The sequence below is a fragment of the Pollutimonas harenae genome (assembly GCF_004153685.1).
GTDB lineage: Bacteria > Pseudomonadota > Gammaproteobacteria > Burkholderiales > Burkholderiaceae_B > Pusillimonas_C > Pusillimonas_C harenae.
In genome coordinates, this window is the sequence record NZ_SDQD01000003.1 from 16,216 (window position 1) to 34,335 (window position 18,120).

General features: G+C 54.9%; 16 protein-coding genes. 3 read left to right on the forward strand and 13 right to left on the reverse strand.

Going from position 1 to position 18,120, the window contains the following annotated elements; genetic code table 11:
* Positions 1–18: 18 nt before the first annotated feature.
* The gene (hrpA, locus tag ERD84_RS12850; protein WP_130040074.1) at positions 19–3,891 is read right to left on the reverse strand and encodes an ATP-dependent RNA helicase HrpA; all 3,873 of its coding nucleotides are present in this window, start codon (positions 3,889–3,891) and stop codon (positions 19–21) included.
* Positions 3,892–3,972: 81 nt separating this feature from the next.
* Between hrpA and argA the strand changes: the two genes are divergently transcribed.
* The gene (gene argA / locus ERD84_RS12855; protein WP_130040075.1) at positions 3,973–5,331 is read left to right on the forward strand and encodes an amino-acid N-acetyltransferase; all 1,359 of its coding nucleotides are present in this window, start codon (positions 3,973–3,975) and stop codon (positions 5,329–5,331) included.
* A 38-nt stretch (positions 5,332–5,369) separates the two neighbouring features.
* On the opposite strand, the gene ERD84_RS12860 is transcribed toward argA, so the two are convergent.
* The 6 genes from ERD84_RS12860 to ERD84_RS12885 all read right to left on the reverse strand — a co-directional run bounded on the left by ERD84_RS12860 (position 5,370) and on the right by ERD84_RS12885 (position 12,147).
* On the reverse strand, positions 5,370–6,176 hold the full coding sequence (locus ERD84_RS12860) for an SDR family NAD(P)-dependent oxidoreductase (RefSeq protein WP_130040076.1): 807 nt from the start codon (positions 6,174–6,176) through the stop codon (positions 5,370–5,372).
* A gap of 81 nt (positions 6,177–6,257) precedes the next feature.
* A complete protein-coding gene (locus tag ERD84_RS12865; protein ID WP_130040077.1) occupies positions 6,258–7,574 on the reverse strand; it encodes a TRAP transporter large permease in 1,317 nt (438 codons plus the stop codon).
* A 79-nt stretch (positions 7,575–7,653) separates the two neighbouring features.
* On the reverse strand, positions 7,654–8,187 hold the full coding sequence (locus ERD84_RS12870) for a TRAP transporter small permease (RefSeq protein ID WP_130040078.1): 534 nt from the start codon (positions 8,185–8,187) through the stop codon (positions 7,654–7,656).
* Between the two features lie 90 nt (positions 8,188–8,277).
* On the reverse strand, positions 8,278–9,369 hold the full coding sequence (gene dctP / locus ERD84_RS12875) for a TRAP transporter substrate-binding protein DctP (protein WP_130040079.1): 1,092 nt from the start codon (positions 9,367–9,369) through the stop codon (positions 8,278–8,280).
* Between the two features lie 47 nt (positions 9,370–9,416).
* Positions 9,417–10,967, reverse strand: coding sequence for a class I adenylate-forming enzyme family protein (locus ERD84_RS12880; RefSeq protein ID WP_130040080.1), 1,551 nt, complete (start codon positions 10,965–10,967; stop codon positions 9,417–9,419).
* A 1-nt stretch (position 10,968) separates the two neighbouring features.
* Positions 10,969–12,147: an acetyl-CoA acetyltransferase gene (locus tag ERD84_RS12885; protein WP_130040081.1), complete on the reverse strand. Its 1,179-nt coding sequence runs from the start codon at positions 12,145–12,147 to the stop codon at positions 10,969–10,971.
* 95 nt (positions 12,148–12,242) lie between these two features.
* Between ERD84_RS12885 and ERD84_RS12890 the strand changes: the two genes are divergently transcribed.
* Together ERD84_RS12890 and ERD84_RS12895 are read left to right on the forward strand one after the other, a co-directional pair.
* Positions 12,243–12,854 carry a LuxR C-terminal-related transcriptional regulator gene (locus ERD84_RS12890; protein ID WP_130040082.1) on the forward strand — a complete coding sequence of 204 codons (612 nt, stop codon included), beginning with the start codon at positions 12,243–12,245 and terminating at the stop codon, positions 12,852–12,854.
* Positions 12,855–12,942: 88 nt separating this feature from the next.
* Positions 12,943–13,215, forward strand: coding sequence for an oxidative damage protection protein (locus tag ERD84_RS12895; protein ID WP_130040083.1), 273 nt, complete (start codon positions 12,943–12,945; stop codon positions 13,213–13,215).
* Positions 13,216–13,304: 89 nt separating this feature from the next.
* On the opposite strand, the gene phoU is transcribed toward ERD84_RS12895, so the two are convergent.
* From phoU to ERD84_RS12925, 6 genes are all read right to left on the reverse strand, one after another.
* A complete protein-coding gene (gene phoU / locus ERD84_RS12900; RefSeq protein WP_130040084.1) occupies positions 13,305–14,081 on the reverse strand; it encodes a phosphate signaling complex protein PhoU in 777 nt (258 codons plus the stop codon).
* Between the two features lie 123 nt (positions 14,082–14,204).
* A complete protein-coding gene (gene rpiA / locus ERD84_RS12905) occupies positions 14,205–14,885 on the reverse strand; it encodes a ribose-5-phosphate isomerase RpiA (RefSeq protein ID WP_130040085.1) in 681 nt (226 codons plus the stop codon).
* A gap of 17 nt (positions 14,886–14,902) precedes the next feature.
* Positions 14,903–15,259: a Spx/MgsR family RNA polymerase-binding regulatory protein gene (locus tag ERD84_RS12910; RefSeq protein ID WP_130040086.1), complete on the reverse strand. Its 357-nt coding sequence runs from the start codon at positions 15,257–15,259 to the stop codon at positions 14,903–14,905.
* A 12-nt stretch (positions 15,260–15,271) separates the two neighbouring features.
* On the reverse strand, positions 15,272–16,075 hold the full coding sequence (locus ERD84_RS12915) for an ABC transporter permease subunit (RefSeq protein WP_130040087.1): 804 nt from the start codon (positions 16,073–16,075) through the stop codon (positions 15,272–15,274).
* On the reverse strand, positions 16,072–16,989 hold the full coding sequence (locus tag ERD84_RS12920; protein ID WP_130040088.1) for an ABC transporter permease subunit: 918 nt from the start codon (positions 16,987–16,989) through the stop codon (positions 16,072–16,074). Before ERD84_RS12920 ends, ERD84_RS12915 begins: the two co-directional genes overlap by 4 nt.
* Positions 16,986–18,116 carry an ABC transporter ATP-binding protein gene (locus tag ERD84_RS12925; protein WP_130040089.1) on the reverse strand — a complete coding sequence of 377 codons (1,131 nt, stop codon included), beginning with the start codon at positions 18,114–18,116 and terminating at the stop codon, positions 16,986–16,988. Before ERD84_RS12925 ends, ERD84_RS12920 begins: the two co-directional genes overlap by 4 nt.
* Positions 18,117–18,120: the final 4 nt, after the last annotated feature.

The following is an 18,120-nucleotide window of genomic DNA, read 5'->3' on the forward strand; positions in this document are numbered from 1 at the left end:
GGAACCGGACGGCCTGCATTAGCGCTGCATGGCGGACCATGCTTTTTGCAGACGCTTGACGGACACTGGCATGGGTGTACGCAGCTCTTGCGCGAAAAGTGCCACGCGCAGCTCCTCGATCAACCATCGGAACGCTTCGAGCTGGGTATCGCGAGCACCCTTCAGCCCCGATACCGCACGCTGATATTGCGTCAGCATAGGCGCCATTTCAGCCATCAGACGTGCGTCGCGCTCAGGATCAATCCGGAGCTTATCGATACGCACCTGAGCAGCTTTCAGATAGCGCGGGTAATGTTTGAGCTGACTATACGGTGTATTACGCAAAAACCATTTTCCCATCAGACCCGACTGCTGTTTTTGCAGGTCCGTGTACGCCGCAGCATGTGGCTTTGCCTGGGGCAGCTTCTTTTGCAGGGAAGACCACTCGGCCAGCACCTGACCCGCCAGTCTGGCTATCTCCTGCACCAGCAAGCCCAATCGTGCCTTACCTTCGTTGCGCCGCTGTTCAAAGCCCTGTTGATCGGTAGGCCAGGGGTCAGCCAGACAAGCCTGGTCCAGCGCGCAGTCCATGATTTGCTGTCGTAGTTCTTCCTGGGTACCCAGACTCATATACAACATACTCATGCGCGTCAGATCCGCAATGTTTTTTTCCTGGAATTTAACTTGCTCACGCAGAGCGAGGCGAAAAAGACGCAGCAAACCCGCATGATGCTGCTGGCGTGCCTGCTCCGGATCATCAAACACATCCAGATCGCAATGCGTTAGCTTGTCCACCAGCGCAGGATATCCGATAAAAGATTGTCCCTTGCGCTGGATCTCCATGATTTCGGGCAAAGGGCCGAAGGTCCAGTCGGTGAGCTTCTCGTGCGCCAGTGCCTGGGCAATCTGGTCGTCACGCGCAGCCACCTTCTGGAACGAGACCTGCGCCTGCCGACCGTGCTCGGCCTTGAGCTGATCAAGATTACGTCCGCCTGACAGCATGCGCCCATGCTCATCCACCACTTTGAAGTTCATGAACAAATGTGCGGGAAGGTTTTCTGGTTTGAAATCGCTGCGCAAAGGCCGAACTTTGACCTGTTCCCACATGTCAGAGCCTATGGCTTCCAGCAGGCCTCGGTCGGGTTGCACAGCACGCTCGAACCAGCGATCGACAAAACCAGCAGCATAGTCCGGTAAAGGCACACAGTGACGACGTAACTTTTGAGGCAAAGACTTCAACAGCAGATGCGTTTTTTCCTTGAGCATGCCTGGCACCAGCCATTCGCAGCGCGAAGGATCAATCTGGTTCAAAGCAAACAAGGGAACAGTCAGTGTTACGCCATCGCGTACGGAGCCGGGCTCAAAATGATAATCAAGCGCCATCGTCACGCCCTGCCAGTCCACCGTCTTTGGAAAGACATCAGTGGTGATGCCAGCTGCATCGTGACGCATCAGGGCATCACGTGTCAGCAGCAAGGACTGTGCCTGCTCTTTACTCAGGCCTTTATGCCATTTTTCCAGACTTGCCGTCTGGCAAACTTCGGTCGGGATGTGCTCATCGTAGAAAGCATATATCAGCGTATCGTCGACCAGAATGTCGGGCCGCCGGGTCTGATGCTCCAGTTTTTCGATCGAAGCAATAAGCTGCCGATTGTGCTTCAGGAAAGGCAATGACGAGTCGATCTCACCGGGGACCAATGCTTGTCGAATAAACAGCTCCCGTGCCTGGGCCGGATCAATCTTGCCAAAGTGCACACGTCTGCCGGTGTAAATGGGCAAACCATACAAAGTTGCTCGCTCGTTGGCCACGACTTGCCCCGCTTTCTTCTCCCAGCGGGGATCAGACCAGCTGCGCCGTACCAAATGCGCACCGGCTTTTTCCAGCCAGACGGGATCTATACGCGCCACGCAGCGAGCATACAAGCGGGTGGTCTCGACAAGCTCGGCCGCAACCAGCCACCGGCCGGCTTTCTTTACCAGACGGGAACCGGGATGTATATGAAAGCGTATATCGCGCGCTCCCTGATAAACCGACCCATCATCGCTTTTCAAGCCTATATTGCCCAGCAAGCCAGCCAGCAGAGCCAAGTGAGTCTGCTCATAGGTCGCATCCAGCGTGTTCAGACGCCAACCTTGCTCTCCAACCAAGGCAGTCAGTTGGCTATGTACATCTCGCCATTCGCGCAGCCGCAAGGGTGACAGAAAGTTCTGACGCAACAAGGCGACCAACTTGCGCTGTGATGCCTTGTGTTCAACTTGCTCGCCATACCAGCGCCACAGCTTCAGATATGAAATGAACTCCGACTTGTCATCGCCAAACTTGGCATGAGCCGCTTCTGAAGCCTCACGCTCCTGCATGGGGCGATCACGCGGGTCCTGGACTGACAGGGCCGACGCAATTATCAAGATTTCGTTTAAACATTGTTGATCTTTTGCCGCCAGTATCATACGCGCCAGACGTGGATCCACCGGAAGACGCGACAGTGTCTGGCCCACATCAGTCAATTGATTGTGCTCGTCGATGGCACCCAGCTCCTGAAGCAAGTGATAGCCATCAGCAATCGCCCGCCCGGGCGGACGATCCACAAAGGGAAAGGTTTCTATGTCGTCCAGCTTCAGCGCCTTCATACGCAAAATCACCGAGGCCAGCGAGGACCGCAACACTTCCGGATCTGTGAAAGAGGCACGTTGCTTGAAATCAGTTTCGTCGTAAAGACGCACACACACACCCGGCCCAATACGCCCACATCGACCAGCCCGCTGGTTGGCCGATGCCTGACTGATGGACTCGATACGCAGTTGCTCAACCTTATTGCGCCAGGAATAGCGCTTGACACGCGCCAGACCGCTATCGACCACATAACGTATGCCTGGCACAGTCAAGGAAGTTTCGGCCACATTGGTGGCCAGCACAATACGTCGTGCATTGCCCTGAGGGCGAAAAATACGTTCCTGCTCAGCCTGCGACAGCCGGGCATACAAGGGGAGCACTTCGGTTGCGGGAGGATGATTCTTACGCAGAGCTTCGACTGTTTCTCGTATTTCGCGCTCTCCCGGCAGAAAGACCAGGACATCGCCTGGGCCGTGATGAGCGCACTCTGCGACACCATCCACCACCGCGTCGATCAGGTCACGCTCTTCATCCGCAGCCTGGCGGCGGCCCCCTGCCTCCTCGCCCGGGCCTGCGCCGTCGCGCATGATGGGTCGGTACAGAATATCGACGGGATACAAACGGCCTGATACTTCGATGACGGGCGCCGGCCGGCCATGCTGGGCAAAATGCTGAGCGAAACGGTCAGCGTCTATTGTGGCTGAAGTGATGATGAGCTTAAGGTCGCGGCGCCGGGGAAGCAGCTGCAACAGGAAGCCCAGCAGAAAATCAATATTCAGGCTGCGCTCGTGAGCCTCATCAATAATAATCGTATCGTATCGACGCAATAGCGGATCACGCTGCGATTCGGCAAGCAAAATGCCATCAGTCATCAGTTTGACGGCGGCATGAGGACCCGTACGGTCATTGAAGCGAATCTGGTAGCCCACCCAATCGCCCAGCTCGGTATTCAACTCCTGAGCAATGCGTTTGGCCACCGACGTGGCAGCCAACCGGCGCGGCTGTGTATGCCCTATCATCTTCTCCCGGCCACGTCCCAGCTCAAGGCAGATTTTCGGCAGTTGCGTCGTTTTGCCCGACCCGGTCTCACCACAAACAATCACCACCTGATGGTGCTGTATGGCCTCGGCAATATCAGCGCGCCGCGAGCTGACCGGCAAGTCTTCCGGATAATGCAGCGACGGCAGAGGCCTGTCAGGACGAGGTGCCGCCCTGCCCTGGCCACCCCGGTTCCGGCCTTTGCGACCCTCAGGGGCGCTGTTTGTGTGTGTGTTTTCCGACAAATTAACTGGCGCTTGCATGAAACTTCTTTAGTATGTGCTGTGCATCATTATAATTTTGGCTGGATGCAACCCATTTTTTGCCGAGGCTTGAACAACGACATGAGCACTATCGAGACCGACACCACGCTATCTGCACAAGACGCTCCAGAATTTGCTCCGGCCCAGTTTGTGCGATGGTTTCGCGAGGTGGCGCCCTATGTGCACGACTTTCGGGGCAAAACCTTTGTTGTGGCGTTCGGCGGCGAACTGGTCAGCGACGGCGCACTGAATACGCTAATACAGGACTTATCGCTGTTGTCGGCGCTGGGCGTAAAGCTGATTCTGGTGCATGGCTCGCGCCCCCAAGTCAATGAGCAACTCAAACTGAAAGGTTACCAGATTCAGTTTGGGCGCGGCACCGAGCCTACCGGGGCAGAAGCGCTCGAGTGCGCCAAAGAGGCGGCAGGTGAAATTCGCCTGGATATCGAAGCAGCATTCAGCCAGGGGCTACCCAACACGCCCATGTCGCACGCTCAGGTACGCGTCATTTCAGGCAACTTCGTTACAGCCCGCCCGGTGGGTGTCATCGATGGCGTCGACTACAAGCATGCTGGTGCCGTCCGAAAGCTGGATACCGACGCCATGAAAAGCGTTATTAATCAGGGTGCCATCGTTCTGCTGTCACCCCTGGGCTTTTCACCCACAGGCGAAGCATTCAACCTGGCCATGGAAGACCTGGCCACCAGTGCAGCCATTGCCCTGCGTGCCGAGAAACTCATCTTCCTGACGCAGGATCGCACCGTACGCGATGAAGATGGGTCGGTCGATACCGAACTGGCCCGCGAAGATGCCGACAAGCTATTGGCAGAAGGCTCGCTGGACGAAGACACCGCATTTTTTCTGACCCATGCCTCGCGTGCGGTCAAGCGCGGTGTCGCTCGCGCCCATCTGGTACCGTACACGCTTGACGGCAGCGTGCTGCTGGAAATTTTCACACACGATGGCGTAGGCACCATGGTGGTGGAAGATACGCTGGACGACCTGCGCCCCGCTTCAGTCGACGATGTAGGCGCCATCGTCCAGCTCATCGAGCCGCTTGAAGCCGACGGCACCTTGGTGCCTCGAGGCCGGTCGGTCATTGAACGCGATGTGGAAAAGTTCACTGTCCTGGAGCACGATGGCGTGATCTATGGCTGCGTGGCGATTATTCCCTATCTATCTGAAAACATGGCCGAAATGGCCTGTCTGATTGTGCACCAGGAATGGCAAGGCACGGGCGAAGGCGAGATGCTGCTGCGTCATGCCGAGCACCGTGCTCGCTCTATGGGCGCCAAGCGTCTGTTCGTGCTGACCACTCGCACCTCGCACTGGTTCATGAAGCGTGGTTTTGTCCAAGGCGGTATATCTGACTTGCCCAAAGAGCGCCAGACGCACTACAACCGTTCGCGTAACAGCCTGGTGTTCATCAAGAAACTATAGGCTTCGAGCCGGCTCAGGCTGGGTTGCTGCAACTGGCATCAGGCGAATTTCAGGGCAATCCCGCCATCAACCAGCAACTCGATGCCAGTGACGTAGCGGGATTCGTCAGAGGCAAGAAACAAGGCCGCATAGGCAACATCCCAGGCCTCACCCATATGGCCCATGGGAACCTGGCTATCGCGCTTGCGCCACATCGCTTCGACATCGCCGCCGGCATATTCGGCAGCCATACCCGCAGTACGCTCAACCATGGGGGTTTTCATCAAACCGGGGAGAACCGCGTTAACACGGATATTATCCTGCGCGTACTGTGCAGCCGTCGTGCGGGTCATGTGATTCATGGCGGCCTTGCTGGCAGAATAGGTAACGTAAGCAACGCCGCTGTCGCGGATCGACGCGATGGACGAAATATTGATGATAGAGCCGCCCCCTTGCCGCTGCATGACGGGAACCACGTGCTTCATGGCCAGAAAGCAACTTTTCAGGTTGATGTCGAAGACTCTATCCCATTCTGCTTCAGTCGTTTCGACCACACCACCCGTGCTGACGATGCCTACATTGTTGTCCAGGACGTCAATGCGGCCGTATTTGGCCAAAGTGGCATCCACGACCGCCTTGATATCATCTGACCTGGTGACATCTGCATACAGGGCAGTAGCGTCAAAACCTTCACCCCTGATGATATCAACCGTCTCGTTGGCTGCTGATTCGTTGACATCCACACAAACGACTTGAGCGCCTTCGCGCGCAAAGACAACGGCGGTGGCCTTGCCATTACCCCAACCGGCGCCAATAGAGCCAGCCCCCATGACAACAGCCACTTTACCTTGCAAGCGATTAGCCATTTCTATTCCTTTGCATATGAGGTGGTTTTTCTTTGGAGCGATGGAGGCCATCAGAGCCTGAGGCTACGCCCCATATCAGACTTATTTACCCAGCATATTTTCAGGCAACCATGTAACCAGAACTGGAAAAAAGAACAGGATAAGCGTGGTGATGATCTCCATGATCACAAACCACCAGGCTCCGCGAAAAATTTGTGACAAAGGGGTGCTGCGGTCAATACCGGCAATCACATAAACGTTCAAACCTACCGGCGGAGTGATGAGACCGATCTCACACATTTTGACCGCAAGAATACCGAACCAAATAGGATCGAAGCCTAGCGACACGACAGTGGGGAACATAATGGGCAGCGTAATCACCAGCATCGAAAACGCGTCCAAAAACATGCCGAGCGGAAAATAGATAAGGAGCAGCAACCCTATGATCAGCATAGGGTGCAACGGCGCTTCGACCACAGCACTGGCAATCGCCTGGGGAACTTGAGCCAGGCTCAGAAAATAGCTGAAAACCCCTGCACCAACTATCGTCATCATGATCATGACGGTTGTGGTGGCGGACGAGCGAAAGCTTTGGTATAGGCTGCGACCCAGGCTGGGCCGGGCAGTATGCGAAAAACAAAGCATCAGGAAGGCAACAAAAGCCCCGATGGCTCCCGCCTCTGTAGGCGTTACAAACCCCAGGTAAATACCACCCAATACGACAAAAAACAATACAAATACCTGCCATGCGCCGCCCAAGGAAAGCAATCGCTCGCCCCAAGGCGATTTGGCCACGGGCGCCTGTTTATGCTCGAGACGTACACTGACGACCCAGATACCGGCCATGAATACTAGGGTAGTCAAAAGACCGGGAATCACACCTGCCACCAACATCTTGCCTGCGGACACTTCTGTCAGGGCGGCGTAAAAAATCAGCAATACACTGGGTGGAATCAAGACACCCAGCACGCCACCTGCCGCTACGGCACCGGCTGACAACCTGGGGTCATACCCCGCCTTTTTCATTTCAGGAATGGCAACCGAGCCAACGGTTGCGGCGGTAGCCACACTGGAACCAGAGGTTGCGGCAAATCCGGCACTGGTCAGCACACTGGCCATGGCCAGTCCGCCAGGCCAGTGCCCTACCCATTTACGAGCCACGCCAAATAATTTTTGACCGACCCCTGCATGGTGCGCAAACGCACCCATCAAGATAAACAAGGGGACTACAGTGAGCAAATAAGAAGCCGTCTGATGGTATGAAAACGACTTCAGGCGATTCAGGACAAAGTCCAGGTTTTCGATCATGACGATCCCTACAACGCCGGCAAGGCCCAGCGCCGCGAAGACCGGCGTACCGATGATCATCAGTACGAAAATCAAGCTTGTTGCCACAATGGTGGCTGTTGTGTAGTCCATATTTGTCTCGTTAGGCGTGCCTGCATCGATAGTTGTGCAGGCTATTATTCACGCATACTGGCAACGGCAAAGCGCAGATTTAATGCAACTGGCTTGCGGCAATATCGCCACTGACTTTCTCTTGTGGCACTTCTTTGCTGACGAGAATACGCAAGGCTTCAAAAGCCATTTGCAGGCAACCGAACCAAAGACCTATGGCCAATATGATTTTGGCCCACCAGATTGGGAACTGCACATACCCCCACCGGAACTCGCGTATTGCCGTGGAAGCAATGGCGTCTTCGGTGGATGGAATGGCCAGCAACAGCAGCATGAGCGCTGCCATACTCCAGGCAATGGCTTCGAGCACGACACGTACGGAGTGCGGAACTTTCTCTAGAAGCATATTGACCCGAATGTGGGCGTTATCAATTTTAGTCCAGCCCAAGCCCATGAACACCAGCAAAACCATGCTGGTTTCCGCCATTTCAAAAACACCGGAAATGGGCCTGCCCGTCAGGGCTCGGACGGTAACATCGATCGTCGTGCCTAACATCAGAAAAGCCAGACACAGTAAGGCGATCAGGCCGAAAACATTCGAAAGCTTGCTAAATACAGTATCGAGAGACTTCATATGTACTCCTACCAAGGAGATGGGGGCTCGCCCGACCCGTGCTGCGCCGGGCAATCAGCACGGCGCAGCACGGTAGGCGGGGTAGCTTGCTTATGCTTTCAGTGCAATTTCTTCTGGGCGCAAGAGCTTGCCGGCAGGGCCGTGCTTGGCAATGGCGGCGTCGATCAGCTTCTGCATTTGCTCGCCGTCTACGCCGGCAGGTTTAGCCACCGTTTCAATCCATTTATTGACCTGGGCGGGCTGCACTGCCTTTTTGGCAGCCTGCTTCAAGTCATCGGGCCAGATATTGAACTTCACTCCTTCGGCCAACGCGCGTTCTACATACTTGCGGTTGCTTTGGTCGTAGATAGTGGTGTATTGCCCTGCATAAATCTCATCGACAATTTCATTGCTTATTTTCTGAATATCTTCAGGCAAAGAATTCCAGTAATCGAGATTCATGATGGTTGCGGAAGGTGCATGCGGGCCGTCGCCAATATCGGTAAAGTGTGGTGCGATTTCATGCAGGTTATAGGCAATAGCCGTAATGAAATCAAAACCATACACACCATCGAGCACGCCGCGCTCAAGCGCCGTATACACCTCTGGGGCAGCCATGGGTACAGCGGTACCACCCATGGCTTCAATGACGTCGGTGGCGACACCGTAGCCACGAATACGCTTGCCCTTGAAGTCTTCGAGCGAATTAATAGGCGTGCGTGTAATCAAAGGCGCATAGTTCCAGTTGGTCCAGTACATGACTTTGGACTTGTGGCGCTTTTCCCATTCATCGCGCAAAGGCTGGAACTCCTGATATACATCACGACATACCAGCAATAAAGCATCGGCCCGCTCCATGCGGTAGTACCACTCGAGGCCTCGTGTAACCGGCAGGTCGGCCTGATAGTATCCCGGTGAAATCAGCGACATTTCAGAGGTGTTGTCACGCACAGCGGACAGGTGTTCGCCCACCTTATTTAGCGAGCCCGCCCAATAGCGTCGAACATTGACACGGCCACCAGAGCGCTTTTCAAGCTCGGACAGAAACCATTGATCAAGCCCGGAAGGGCCAGCTGTTTCTGAAACGTAGCTATCGAATTTGAATGAAATCTTCTTCTGGGCCAGTGCGTTGAGTGGCAAGCCACCGAAAGCACCCACACCGGCCAATGCGCCGGCAGTCTTGAGAAAGTGACGTCGTTGCATGTATCCTCCTTGGTTCTAGTAATGACCATATATACTGTTGAACAAAACTACTTATCAGGCGCTCCCGCACCACCTGACAACGCTTTGGCCTCTTCGCGCAGGCCGGTCTTGGGAATTTTCCCGTAACTGTTTTTGGGCATTTCAGCTCGAAACACATAACGTTTTGGCTTCTTGAATGAGGCGATCTCCGACTTGCACCAAGCGTCGAGTTCGGCGGCGTCGATTTGCTGGCCATCCTGGCTGACAATAAAGGCAACCACCTCTTCGCCCCATTCGGCGTGTGGCGCACCAACAACCGCAACCTCGAAAACCTTGGGGTGCCGGGCCAGCACCTCTTCGACTTCCCGTGGATAAATATTGGTACCACCCGAAATAATGACATCTTTGGAGCGATCGGTAAGCGTAAGAAAACCGTCGGCACTGAGGTGGCCAATATCGCCGGTACGCAACCATCCGTCGACGATCGTTTCTGCTGTAGCTTTGGGATTACTCCAATAACCCTGTGTAACGGCAGGCCCGCGAGCAATGACTTCGCCACAAATACCAACCGGGACATCATTCAGATCAGCATCTACAACCCGGAGCTCAATACACGATTGCGCGAAACCCGCCGAAGCCAGTCGCATGGCCCAATCAGGGTGATCGCGATCATTGATGATGGCACGGGGCACAGATGAGATGGTCATGGGGCTTTCACCCTGGCCATAGATCTGGATGAACTTGGACCCCAGCACATCGATCGCGTCGATAAGGTCGGCGGCATACATAGGCCCACCACCAAAAACAATAGACTTGATGCCTTCGCCTGCCGATCCAGTCTTTCTGGCCTCGGTAACCAGTCGCTTGACCATCGTGGGTGCAGCAAACATAGTCAGGTTGCCCAATTTTTTTGCCAGATCGAGAATCTCGGCCCCATCAAAGCCGCGAGACTCCGGTACCACGTGGCGCGCACCAATGCGTACAAAAACCAGGTTGTACAAGCCAGCGCCATGCGACATGGGCGCCGCATAAAAACTGGCATCATCTGCGCTGACATCGTCCACATCCAGCGGATAACACATGGACATAGCCATCAGATTCTCATGCGTGAGCATCACGCCTTTTGGCCTGCCGGTGGTGCCCGACGTATAAAAAAGCCAGGCCAGCACATGCGGCTCCAGTGTCAGCGGTGGCTGCGGGGTCGCGTCGTCGGCCTTGAAGAAGGATGAGATTTCGGTGTCGACGCCAACTTCAGGGCAGGCATCATGCAGATCATTCGCTGAAAAGATGTTGCCCTTGTCGGTAAACAAGAGTGAGGTCTGAGCGTTTTGCGCGATCCAGGCAGCCTCTTTGGGATGAAGCTTGTAGTTCACCGGCACAACAACTGCACCAATCCACCAGCACGCGTAAAGCAAAACCAGATACTCGATACGGTTGGCCATGTAGAGGGCAATACGATCGCCTGCTTTTATGCCGTACTGTTGCTGCAGATAGGCGCTTACGGCCGATGCCTGAGCGGCAAACTGCCGGTAATTGGCACACTGACGCGTACCCGTGAACAAGGCAGGAGCTTGCGGATTGACCAGTGCGCGGGAATAAAGCCATTGAGCCAAGTTCATACTAGGCTCGCTTAGCTTCCAGCACCGAGGCATAGTTCGCTACCGCCGCACCGCCCATATTGAACACTAAACCAAGGTTGGCACCTTCGAGCTGTAAATCACCGGCTTGCCCGGTAAGCTGCCGATAAGAAATAGCATGCATCGAAACACCAGTAGCGCCGACGGGGTGCCCCTTGGCCTTGAGGCCGCCCGATAAATTGACGGGCAATGCGCCTCCGCGCATTACTGTGCCCTCTTCGAGCGCCCGGTAGCCTTGCCCTTTAGGCGCCAGCCCCATGGCTTCGTAAATGAGCAACTCGGCAATGGTGAAGCAATCATGCACTTCAGCGAAGCTGATATCGTTCAAGGATACGCCTGCTTTCTTCATGGCTGCACCCAGTGCTTTTTCGGGCCCTTCAAATGCCAGGAAATCGCGCTTGGACAAGGGCAGGAAATCATTGATCTGCGCCTTACCCCGTATGGCGACCTCACGCTTGAAGGATTTGGCACGCTCAGGGCTGGCCAGCACAATAGCCGCCGCCCCGTCAGTAATCAGAGAGCAGTCGGTCAAGCGCAAAGGATCTGCAATAAGCGGATTTTTTTCGGAGACCGTGTTGCAAGCCTCAAAACTCATTTCGCGATGCATTTGCGCCAAAGGATTGGACATTGCATTGTGATGATTCTTGGCGGCGATGCGTGCCATGGCCTCTAGAGGACTTTGGTAACGCTCGGTGTATTGGGTAGCAGCGATGCCGAACAACCCCGGGAAGCTCAGGCCGGCTTCTTGGGGATCGTTTTGATAGCCCGCCCCTGCCAGTGCGGTCGTTACTTCGGGAGTGCTGCGGGATGTCATTTTTTCGGCACCCACAACCAAAACGAGATCGGCCTCGCCTGCGTTGATGGCATTGATGGCGGAAAAAATCGCAGCAGCACCTGACGCGCAGGCATTTTCACAACGCGTTGCCGGCTTGAAGCGCAGGCCGGGAGACGCCTGATGGATCAGCGATGAGGCAAAGCCATCGGGCACGAGGCCGGAATTGAAATGCCCTAAATACACCGCATCAATCTCGGCGGCGTCAATTTGGGCCTCTTCGAGCGCCTCTTGGGCCGCTGAAACAATAAGGTCCTCTAGCGAGAGGGCATCGAGCCGGCCAAATTTGGTATGGCCACTACCCACTATGGATACTGATTGATTCTGCATTTTCATCTCCTGTCCAATTTCGGCTATATTGGCAAACACCTATACGTATGTCTATACGGGCAGATACGTACATAAATAAGTAGTTTACAGAATCCATGAATTTAGAAAAACGTTCGGAATCACCCTTTTTTCAGGCCGGAGAGCATGCTCCCCACATCTTGCATGGGCTGGCTTTCAAAGAGTCGCCGGCACCCCAGATCATTACTCAAAACCGGCGAATTTTGCAGTGCAACAAAGCTTTTGCAGCCTTGTTTGGATTCAGTACCGCAGAACTTGAAAATGAATTGATCCTGCGGCTTTATCCCAATCGGGCCGACTATCACGAAATCGGTGACCGTTGTCTGAAGGCACTGCAACATACCACCAGCTATGAAGACGAACGTTTCATGCAACACCGAAATGGGCAGATATTCTGGACACGCGCCCGGGGAGTCACATTGACTCCGAATCAACCATTCGAACTCATGATCTGGAGCTTCGACCGAATTCGGCATAATGAAACCAAAACGACTGAGCTCACCCCGCGTGAACAAGAGGTTTCGGGCTTTATCGTCAATGGGCTGACGTGCAAGGAGACCGCTGTCGCCTTGGGTATCTCGCATCGCACTGTAGAGGTTCACCGGGCCCGCGTGATGAAAAAACTGGGAGCAAAAAATACGGCCGAACTGGTTTCAAAAATCGTGATGATCACGCATACCGGACACTGAACCAGCCTTGAAAACCGCAGTACTGCGCAAGACGCCCAAGCCGGTACAATGATGTCATTAGCCAACTCGTTCTGAAGGTAAGATTCTTATGGCACGCATGGTGCAATGTGCAAAACTCAAACGCGAAGCCGAAGGCCTGGATTACCCACCCTATCCGGGTGAACTGGGAGTACGTATCTGGCAAAGCATTTCGAAAGAAGCCTGGGCGCAATGGATGGATACCCAAACCCGTCTCGTCAACGAAAATCGTCTGAATCTGGCTGACGCGCGTGCCCGCAAGTATCTGGCCGAACAAATGCAGAGCTTTCTATTTGAAGACGCCAACGTCGAGGCCCAGGGGTACGTACCGCCGCCGGCCTGATCCAGCCAGACAATTTCCGGCAGACACATCAAAACGGCGGACAACCCATAGGGTGTCCGCCGTTTTCTTGTAGTGCCTTCAGTTTTTACTCAAGCCTGCTGCTCATCCGATTTGGATCGCTTGCTGTCAGATTCGGCCGGCTTGTCATTATCGTCCTGCGGCAATGCTTCGCCACGTGCCAGTCTTTCGGTATTTTTCAGGCCCATATGGCGCACGTCGTCGCCGTGAACCATATAGATGACCCGCTCGGCCATGTTCTTGGCATGATCGCCAATACGCTCCAGTGCGCGTGCAATGAAAATCAAATCGATAGAGCGCGAAATGGTGCGTGGATCTTCGATCATGTAGGTAATGACGTGGCGCAGCGACCCCTTCCATTCTTTATCGACTTCTTTGTCGTTGCGCACGACCTGGGCCGCATGGATGGGATCCATACGGGCGAACGCGTCGAGTGCATCGCGGATCATGGACGTGACAAAAGTGGCCATATGGCGTAATTCGACCACAGGCTCATAGTTGGAGTTGTTTTCGTGCAAACGCCGTGCCATCTTGGCAATTTTCTCGGCTTCGTCCCCACAACGCTCCATGTCGGTGAGCATTTTGGAGACGGAAAGCAGCAGGCGCAGGTCGATGGCCGTAGGCTGGTTGCGTGCAATCAGCAGGTTGATACGCTCGTCGATGTCGACTTCCAGCCCGTTGACTTCTTTTTCGCGCTCACGTACTTGATCGACCAGGCTCATGTCGCCCGTAGACAGGGCATCCATGCCGTCCTTGACCATTGCTTCGACCAGCCCGCCCATTTGCAGGAACATGGAACGAGTCGTTTCAAGGTCAGTGTGGAATTGCTTGTTGGTATGCTCGATCATGTCAGCCTTTGGTCAACGCAAGAATAGGTAATAAAGTAGCGTAGCACTATCGTTGGCGAATGTGTAGCCTATGCTCGCCCGGCAAGGTTACCCGTCAATTATGACGTGATTATGACATTTCGTTTATGTGTTTTTGACGAATTGGCGCACCCCTTCCTGGGTGGACATTAACACGATATCGGCACCCGCCAGGGCGAATAGCCCACAGCAAACCACGCCTGGAATATTATTGACCAAGGCTTCGAACTCGGCCGGCGCGGTAATGCTCAGCCCGGACACATCCAGGATCTGGCAACCGTTATCAGTGAGGAAACCCTCTCTTAATTTGGGCGTGCCACCCAGCTCGACAAGTCGCCGAGCCACGACTTCACGTGCCATCGGTATGACCTCCACCGGCAAAGGGAAGCGACCCAGCGTCTGCACCCGTTTGGTTTCGTCAACAATACATATAAAGCGCTCCGCCACCGAAGCAACGATTTTTTCCCGAGTCAGGGCTCCACCACCGCCCTTGATCATATTCAGCGCATGATCGACTTCGTCAGCACCATCGATATACAAGGGCATGGTGGCAACCTGATTCAGGTCGAGTACCTCGATGCCCAGCGACGCCATGCGTGCCGAGCTACGTTCGGAGCTGGATGCCGCAGCCCGAAAACGATCTTTGTAGGGAGCCAGGGCATCAATGAATAGGTCTACCGTCGATCCTGTTCCGACGCCCAGTATGACGTCGGGCGCCAGAAAAGGCAGCGCAAACTGCACCGCCGCATCAGCCACATTCTGTTTGAGTTCTGTTTGGGTAAGCATGTCTTGACCTTTATCTATCAGACGAACAGTTCGCTGTACTTCTTTTCTGAAAAACCGACATGAACACAGCCATCGCCAGTTACGGTGACCGGGCGCCTGACCAATGTGGGGTACTCGGCGATCAGGGCCAGCCATAATGCGTCAGTGTCTGGGGTCTTGCGTTCATCAGGCAAATTACGCCAAGTCATGGAAGCCCGGTTGACCAGTTTTTCCCAGCCGCCGAGCTCCTCGGCCCAGGCCTTGAGTTGCTTGGGCAGGACGGGATGGTCACGGTAGTCGATGAAGCTGAATCCAATTCCGCTTTGTTCCAACCATTTAATGGCTTTGACACATGTGCTGCATTTCTTCAGCCCGTAAAGTGTGACGGCTTTCATACTGATGATCCTTTATTGAGCTCGCCTGCGCCACTGCACGCGATTGGCCACTACGACAAGCAGGCCAACCGCGAAAATGAACAGCGTGGCCAGTGCATTGATTTCGGGTTTCAAACCTAGCCGGACTCGCGAAAAAACCTCAAGCGGCAAGGTGGTATAACCTGGTCCCGACAAAAAGGATGCTATCACCACATCGTCCAGCGACAAGGTGAAGGCCAGCAGCCAGGCGGCCAGCAGGGCCGGGAAAATCAAGGGCAAGGTCACGACAAAAAACACCTTCAGGGGCGTGGCACCCAGATCAAGCGCAGCCTCTTCGAGAGAGCGGTCCAGGTCGCGTATGCGGGCTTGTATGATCACGGCCACGTAAGCCATGCACAGGGTGACATGACCCACCCAGATAGTGAAGACACCATTACCGTCTGGCCATCCCAGCAAGTTACCGACTTCAACAAACATGAGCAATAGTGAAATACCCAGCACGACCTCCGGAACCACCAGAGGGGCGCTGACCATGCCTATATAAAGGGAAACTCCGCGAAAGCGCCCCATGCGCGCCAGGACATAGGCGGCCCAGGTGCCGATCACCACCGCTGCCGTCGCGGTCAGGGCCGCTATTAATAGCGACAAGCGCGCGGCGTCGAGCAAGGCCTGGTCCTTGAAGAGCTCGATATACCACTTCAGCGAAAAGCCCGTCCATGAGGTCATCATGGACGAATCGTTGAAGGAAAACACCATCAGGCACAGTATGGGCAGGTACAGGAAGGAAAAACCCACCGTCAGCACGAGCGCACGAAGCACGGGATGAGGTCGTATCATGTCAGCCTCATGCTCTGAGCTGCCATCTGCCTGGCCTGGTTGCGCTGGAAGATGACCAGTGGAATAAGCAACAACAACACCATCACGCAAGTGACTGCCGCCGCCATGGGCCAGTCGGCGTTATTAAAGAACTCATTCCACATGACGCGCCCCATCATGAGCGTATTGGCACCACCCAGCATTTCAGGAATCACGTACTCGCCAATCGACGGGATGAATACCAGCATGGCCCCAGCAACCACGCCGGGCATGGACAAAGGCAAGGTGACATGCACAAAGACACGCCAAGGCCTTGCCCCCAGATCATAGGCCGCTTCGAGCAAGCGCAGGTCGAGTTTGACCAAAGTGGCATAGAGCGGCAGGATAAAAAAAGGCAGGTAGGCATATACCAAGCCTATATATACCGCCAGATCGGTACGGTAGATTTCCAGCGGCGTATCGATCAGACCCAGCCACTGCAACAAATTATTCAGCAAGCCGTCATTGCGCAAGATGCCCACCCAGGCATAGACGCGCAGCAGCAATGATGTCCAGAACGGCAGGATCACGCCCAGCAGCAACAAGTTGCGCGTGGCCGGATTCGAGCGCGCAATGTAATAAGCCATGGGATAGCCTATGGCCATGCAGCACAGCGTGGTCACCGCCGCCATTTTTACCGAATTCAAGTAAGTGGCGATATACAGACTGTCGCTGAACAGTAATGCGTAGCCCCGCAAGCTGAGCGCCAACGTGAGCGTTTGTTCCTTGAGCTCGGCCAACGGTGTGTACGGTGGAATGCCAAAGCGCAGCTCTGAAAAGCTGATTTTAAGCACCAATAGAAACGGTAGCAGCAGAAACAGACCAAGCCACAGGAATGGCGGAACAATCGCCAGCAACCGGCGCAAGCGAGCAGAATGCCAGAACAGACTCGTCATGATGGCAGCACAGTGGCACTGTCATTGGACCAGGCAACATACACCTCGTCGTCCAGCACCGGCGCATCGGCCTGCCCAAGCACCAGGCTGGGCACCGTTGCTTCGACAGCCTGGCCGCTGTCCAGACGAATCTGGTAACGAGCGTAGCTGCCCATCCAGGCTACGTGGCTAACCATGCCGTGCGCCCAGTTATGCTCTGATTCGGGCTGCTCACGCAAGACACGGATATATTCGGGCCTTACGGACACATGCACTTCCATACCCAGCGGTTCGCTCACACCATGATTGACGTACAAGGGGCGGGTCAAGTCAGCGCTCTCTATCAGCACGTGATCTGCTTCATCCACAACGATGGTTCCCGTGAACAGATTGGTTGAGCCGATAAAGCCGGCCACGAAACGGGAGTTCGGGAACGTATAGACCTCTTGCGGTGTACCGCACTGGACAATCTGGCCTTCGCTCATGACGGCCAGGCGGTCAGCCATGGTCATGGCCTCTTCCTGGTCGTGGGTCACCATAATGCAGGTTACCCCCACTTGCTCAAGAATCTTGACCAGCTCTACCTGTGTTTTCTGGCGTATTTTTTTATCGAGCGCCGACATGGGTTCATCGAGCAACAAGAGCTTGGGACGTTTTACCAGGCTGCGGGCCAGGGCGACGCGTTGCTGCTGTCCTCCTGACAATTGATGCGGCTTGCGGCGGGCAAAACCCGCCATCTGGACCAGATCGAGCGCTTCGAACACACGCTCGTGAATTTCGTTCCGAGCCACCCCTTCCTGCTTGAGGCCGAAGGCCACATTGGCCTCGACACTCATGTGGGGAAACAAAGCGTAAGACTGGAACATCATATTGACCGGACGCCGGTACGGCGGCAGGTCAGTAATGTCTTCATTATCGAGATAAATGCGTCCTGAAGTCACTTCTTCGAAGCCGGCAAGCATGCGCAGCAAGGTCGACTTGCCAGAACCGGAGCTGCCCAGCAAGGCGAAAAGCTCGTGCCGAGGCACGGAAAGGCTGACCGACTGAACAGCTACCGTATCATCGTAAATCTTGACGACGTCTTCAAGCCGGACAAATTCATCGGCGTCGCCGGACCAGGGGGATGCAGCGGAACGGCTATCCTGCATGCCA

Coding starts and splice junctions, on each gene's coding strand:
- phoU (WP_130040084.1), bottom strand. CDS start 14,081: ATGATCGAGCATACCAACAAGCAATTCCACACTGACCTTGAAACGACT.
- ERD84_RS12885 (WP_130040081.1), bottom strand. CDS start 12,147: ATGCAGAATCAATCAGTATCCATAGTGGGTAGTGGCCATACCAAATTT.
- ERD84_RS12880 (WP_130040080.1), bottom strand. CDS start 10,967: ATGAACTTGGCTCAATGGCTTTATTCCCGCGCACTGGTCAATCCGCAA.
- ERD84_RS12915 (WP_130040087.1), bottom strand. CDS start 16,075: ATGATACGACCTCATCCCGTGCTTCGTGCGCTCGTGCTGACGGTGGGT.
- ERD84_RS12910 (WP_130040086.1), bottom strand. CDS start 15,259: ATGAAAGCCGTCACACTTTACGGGCTGAAGAAATGCAGCACATGTGTC.
- dctP (WP_130040079.1), bottom strand. CDS start 9,369: ATGCAACGACGTCACTTTCTCAAGACTGCCGGCGCATTGGCCGGTGTG.
- ERD84_RS12860 (WP_130040076.1), bottom strand. CDS start 6,176: ATGGCTAATCGCTTGCAAGGTAAAGTGGCTGTTGTCATGGGGGCTGGC.
- ERD84_RS12925 (WP_130040089.1), bottom strand. CDS start 18,116: ATGCAGGATAGCCGTTCCGCTGCATCCCCCTGGTCCGGCGACGCCGAT.
- ERD84_RS12920 (WP_130040088.1), bottom strand. CDS start 16,989: ATGACGAGTCTGTTCTGGCATTCTGCTCGCTTGCGCCGGTTGCTGGCG.
- rpiA (WP_130040085.1), bottom strand. CDS start 14,885: ATGCTTACCCAAACAGAACTCAAACAGAATGTGGCTGATGCGGCGGTG.
- ERD84_RS12870 (WP_130040078.1), bottom strand. CDS start 8,187: ATGAAGTCTCTCGATACTGTATTTAGCAAGCTTTCGAATGTTTTCGGC.
- ERD84_RS12890 (WP_130040082.1), top strand. CDS start 12,243: ATGAATTTAGAAAAACGTTCGGAATCACCCTTTTTTCAGGCCGGAGAG.
- hrpA (WP_130040074.1), bottom strand. CDS start 3,891: ATGCAAGCGCCAGTTAATTTGTCGGAAAACACACACACAAACAGCGCC.
- ERD84_RS12895 (WP_130040083.1), top strand. CDS start 12,943: ATGGCACGCATGGTGCAATGTGCAAAACTCAAACGCGAAGCCGAAGGC.
- argA (WP_130040075.1), top strand. CDS start 3,973: ATGAGCACTATCGAGACCGACACCACGCTATCTGCACAAGACGCTCCA.
- ERD84_RS12865 (WP_130040077.1), bottom strand. CDS start 7,574: ATGGACTACACAACAGCCACCATTGTGGCAACAAGCTTGATTTTCGTA.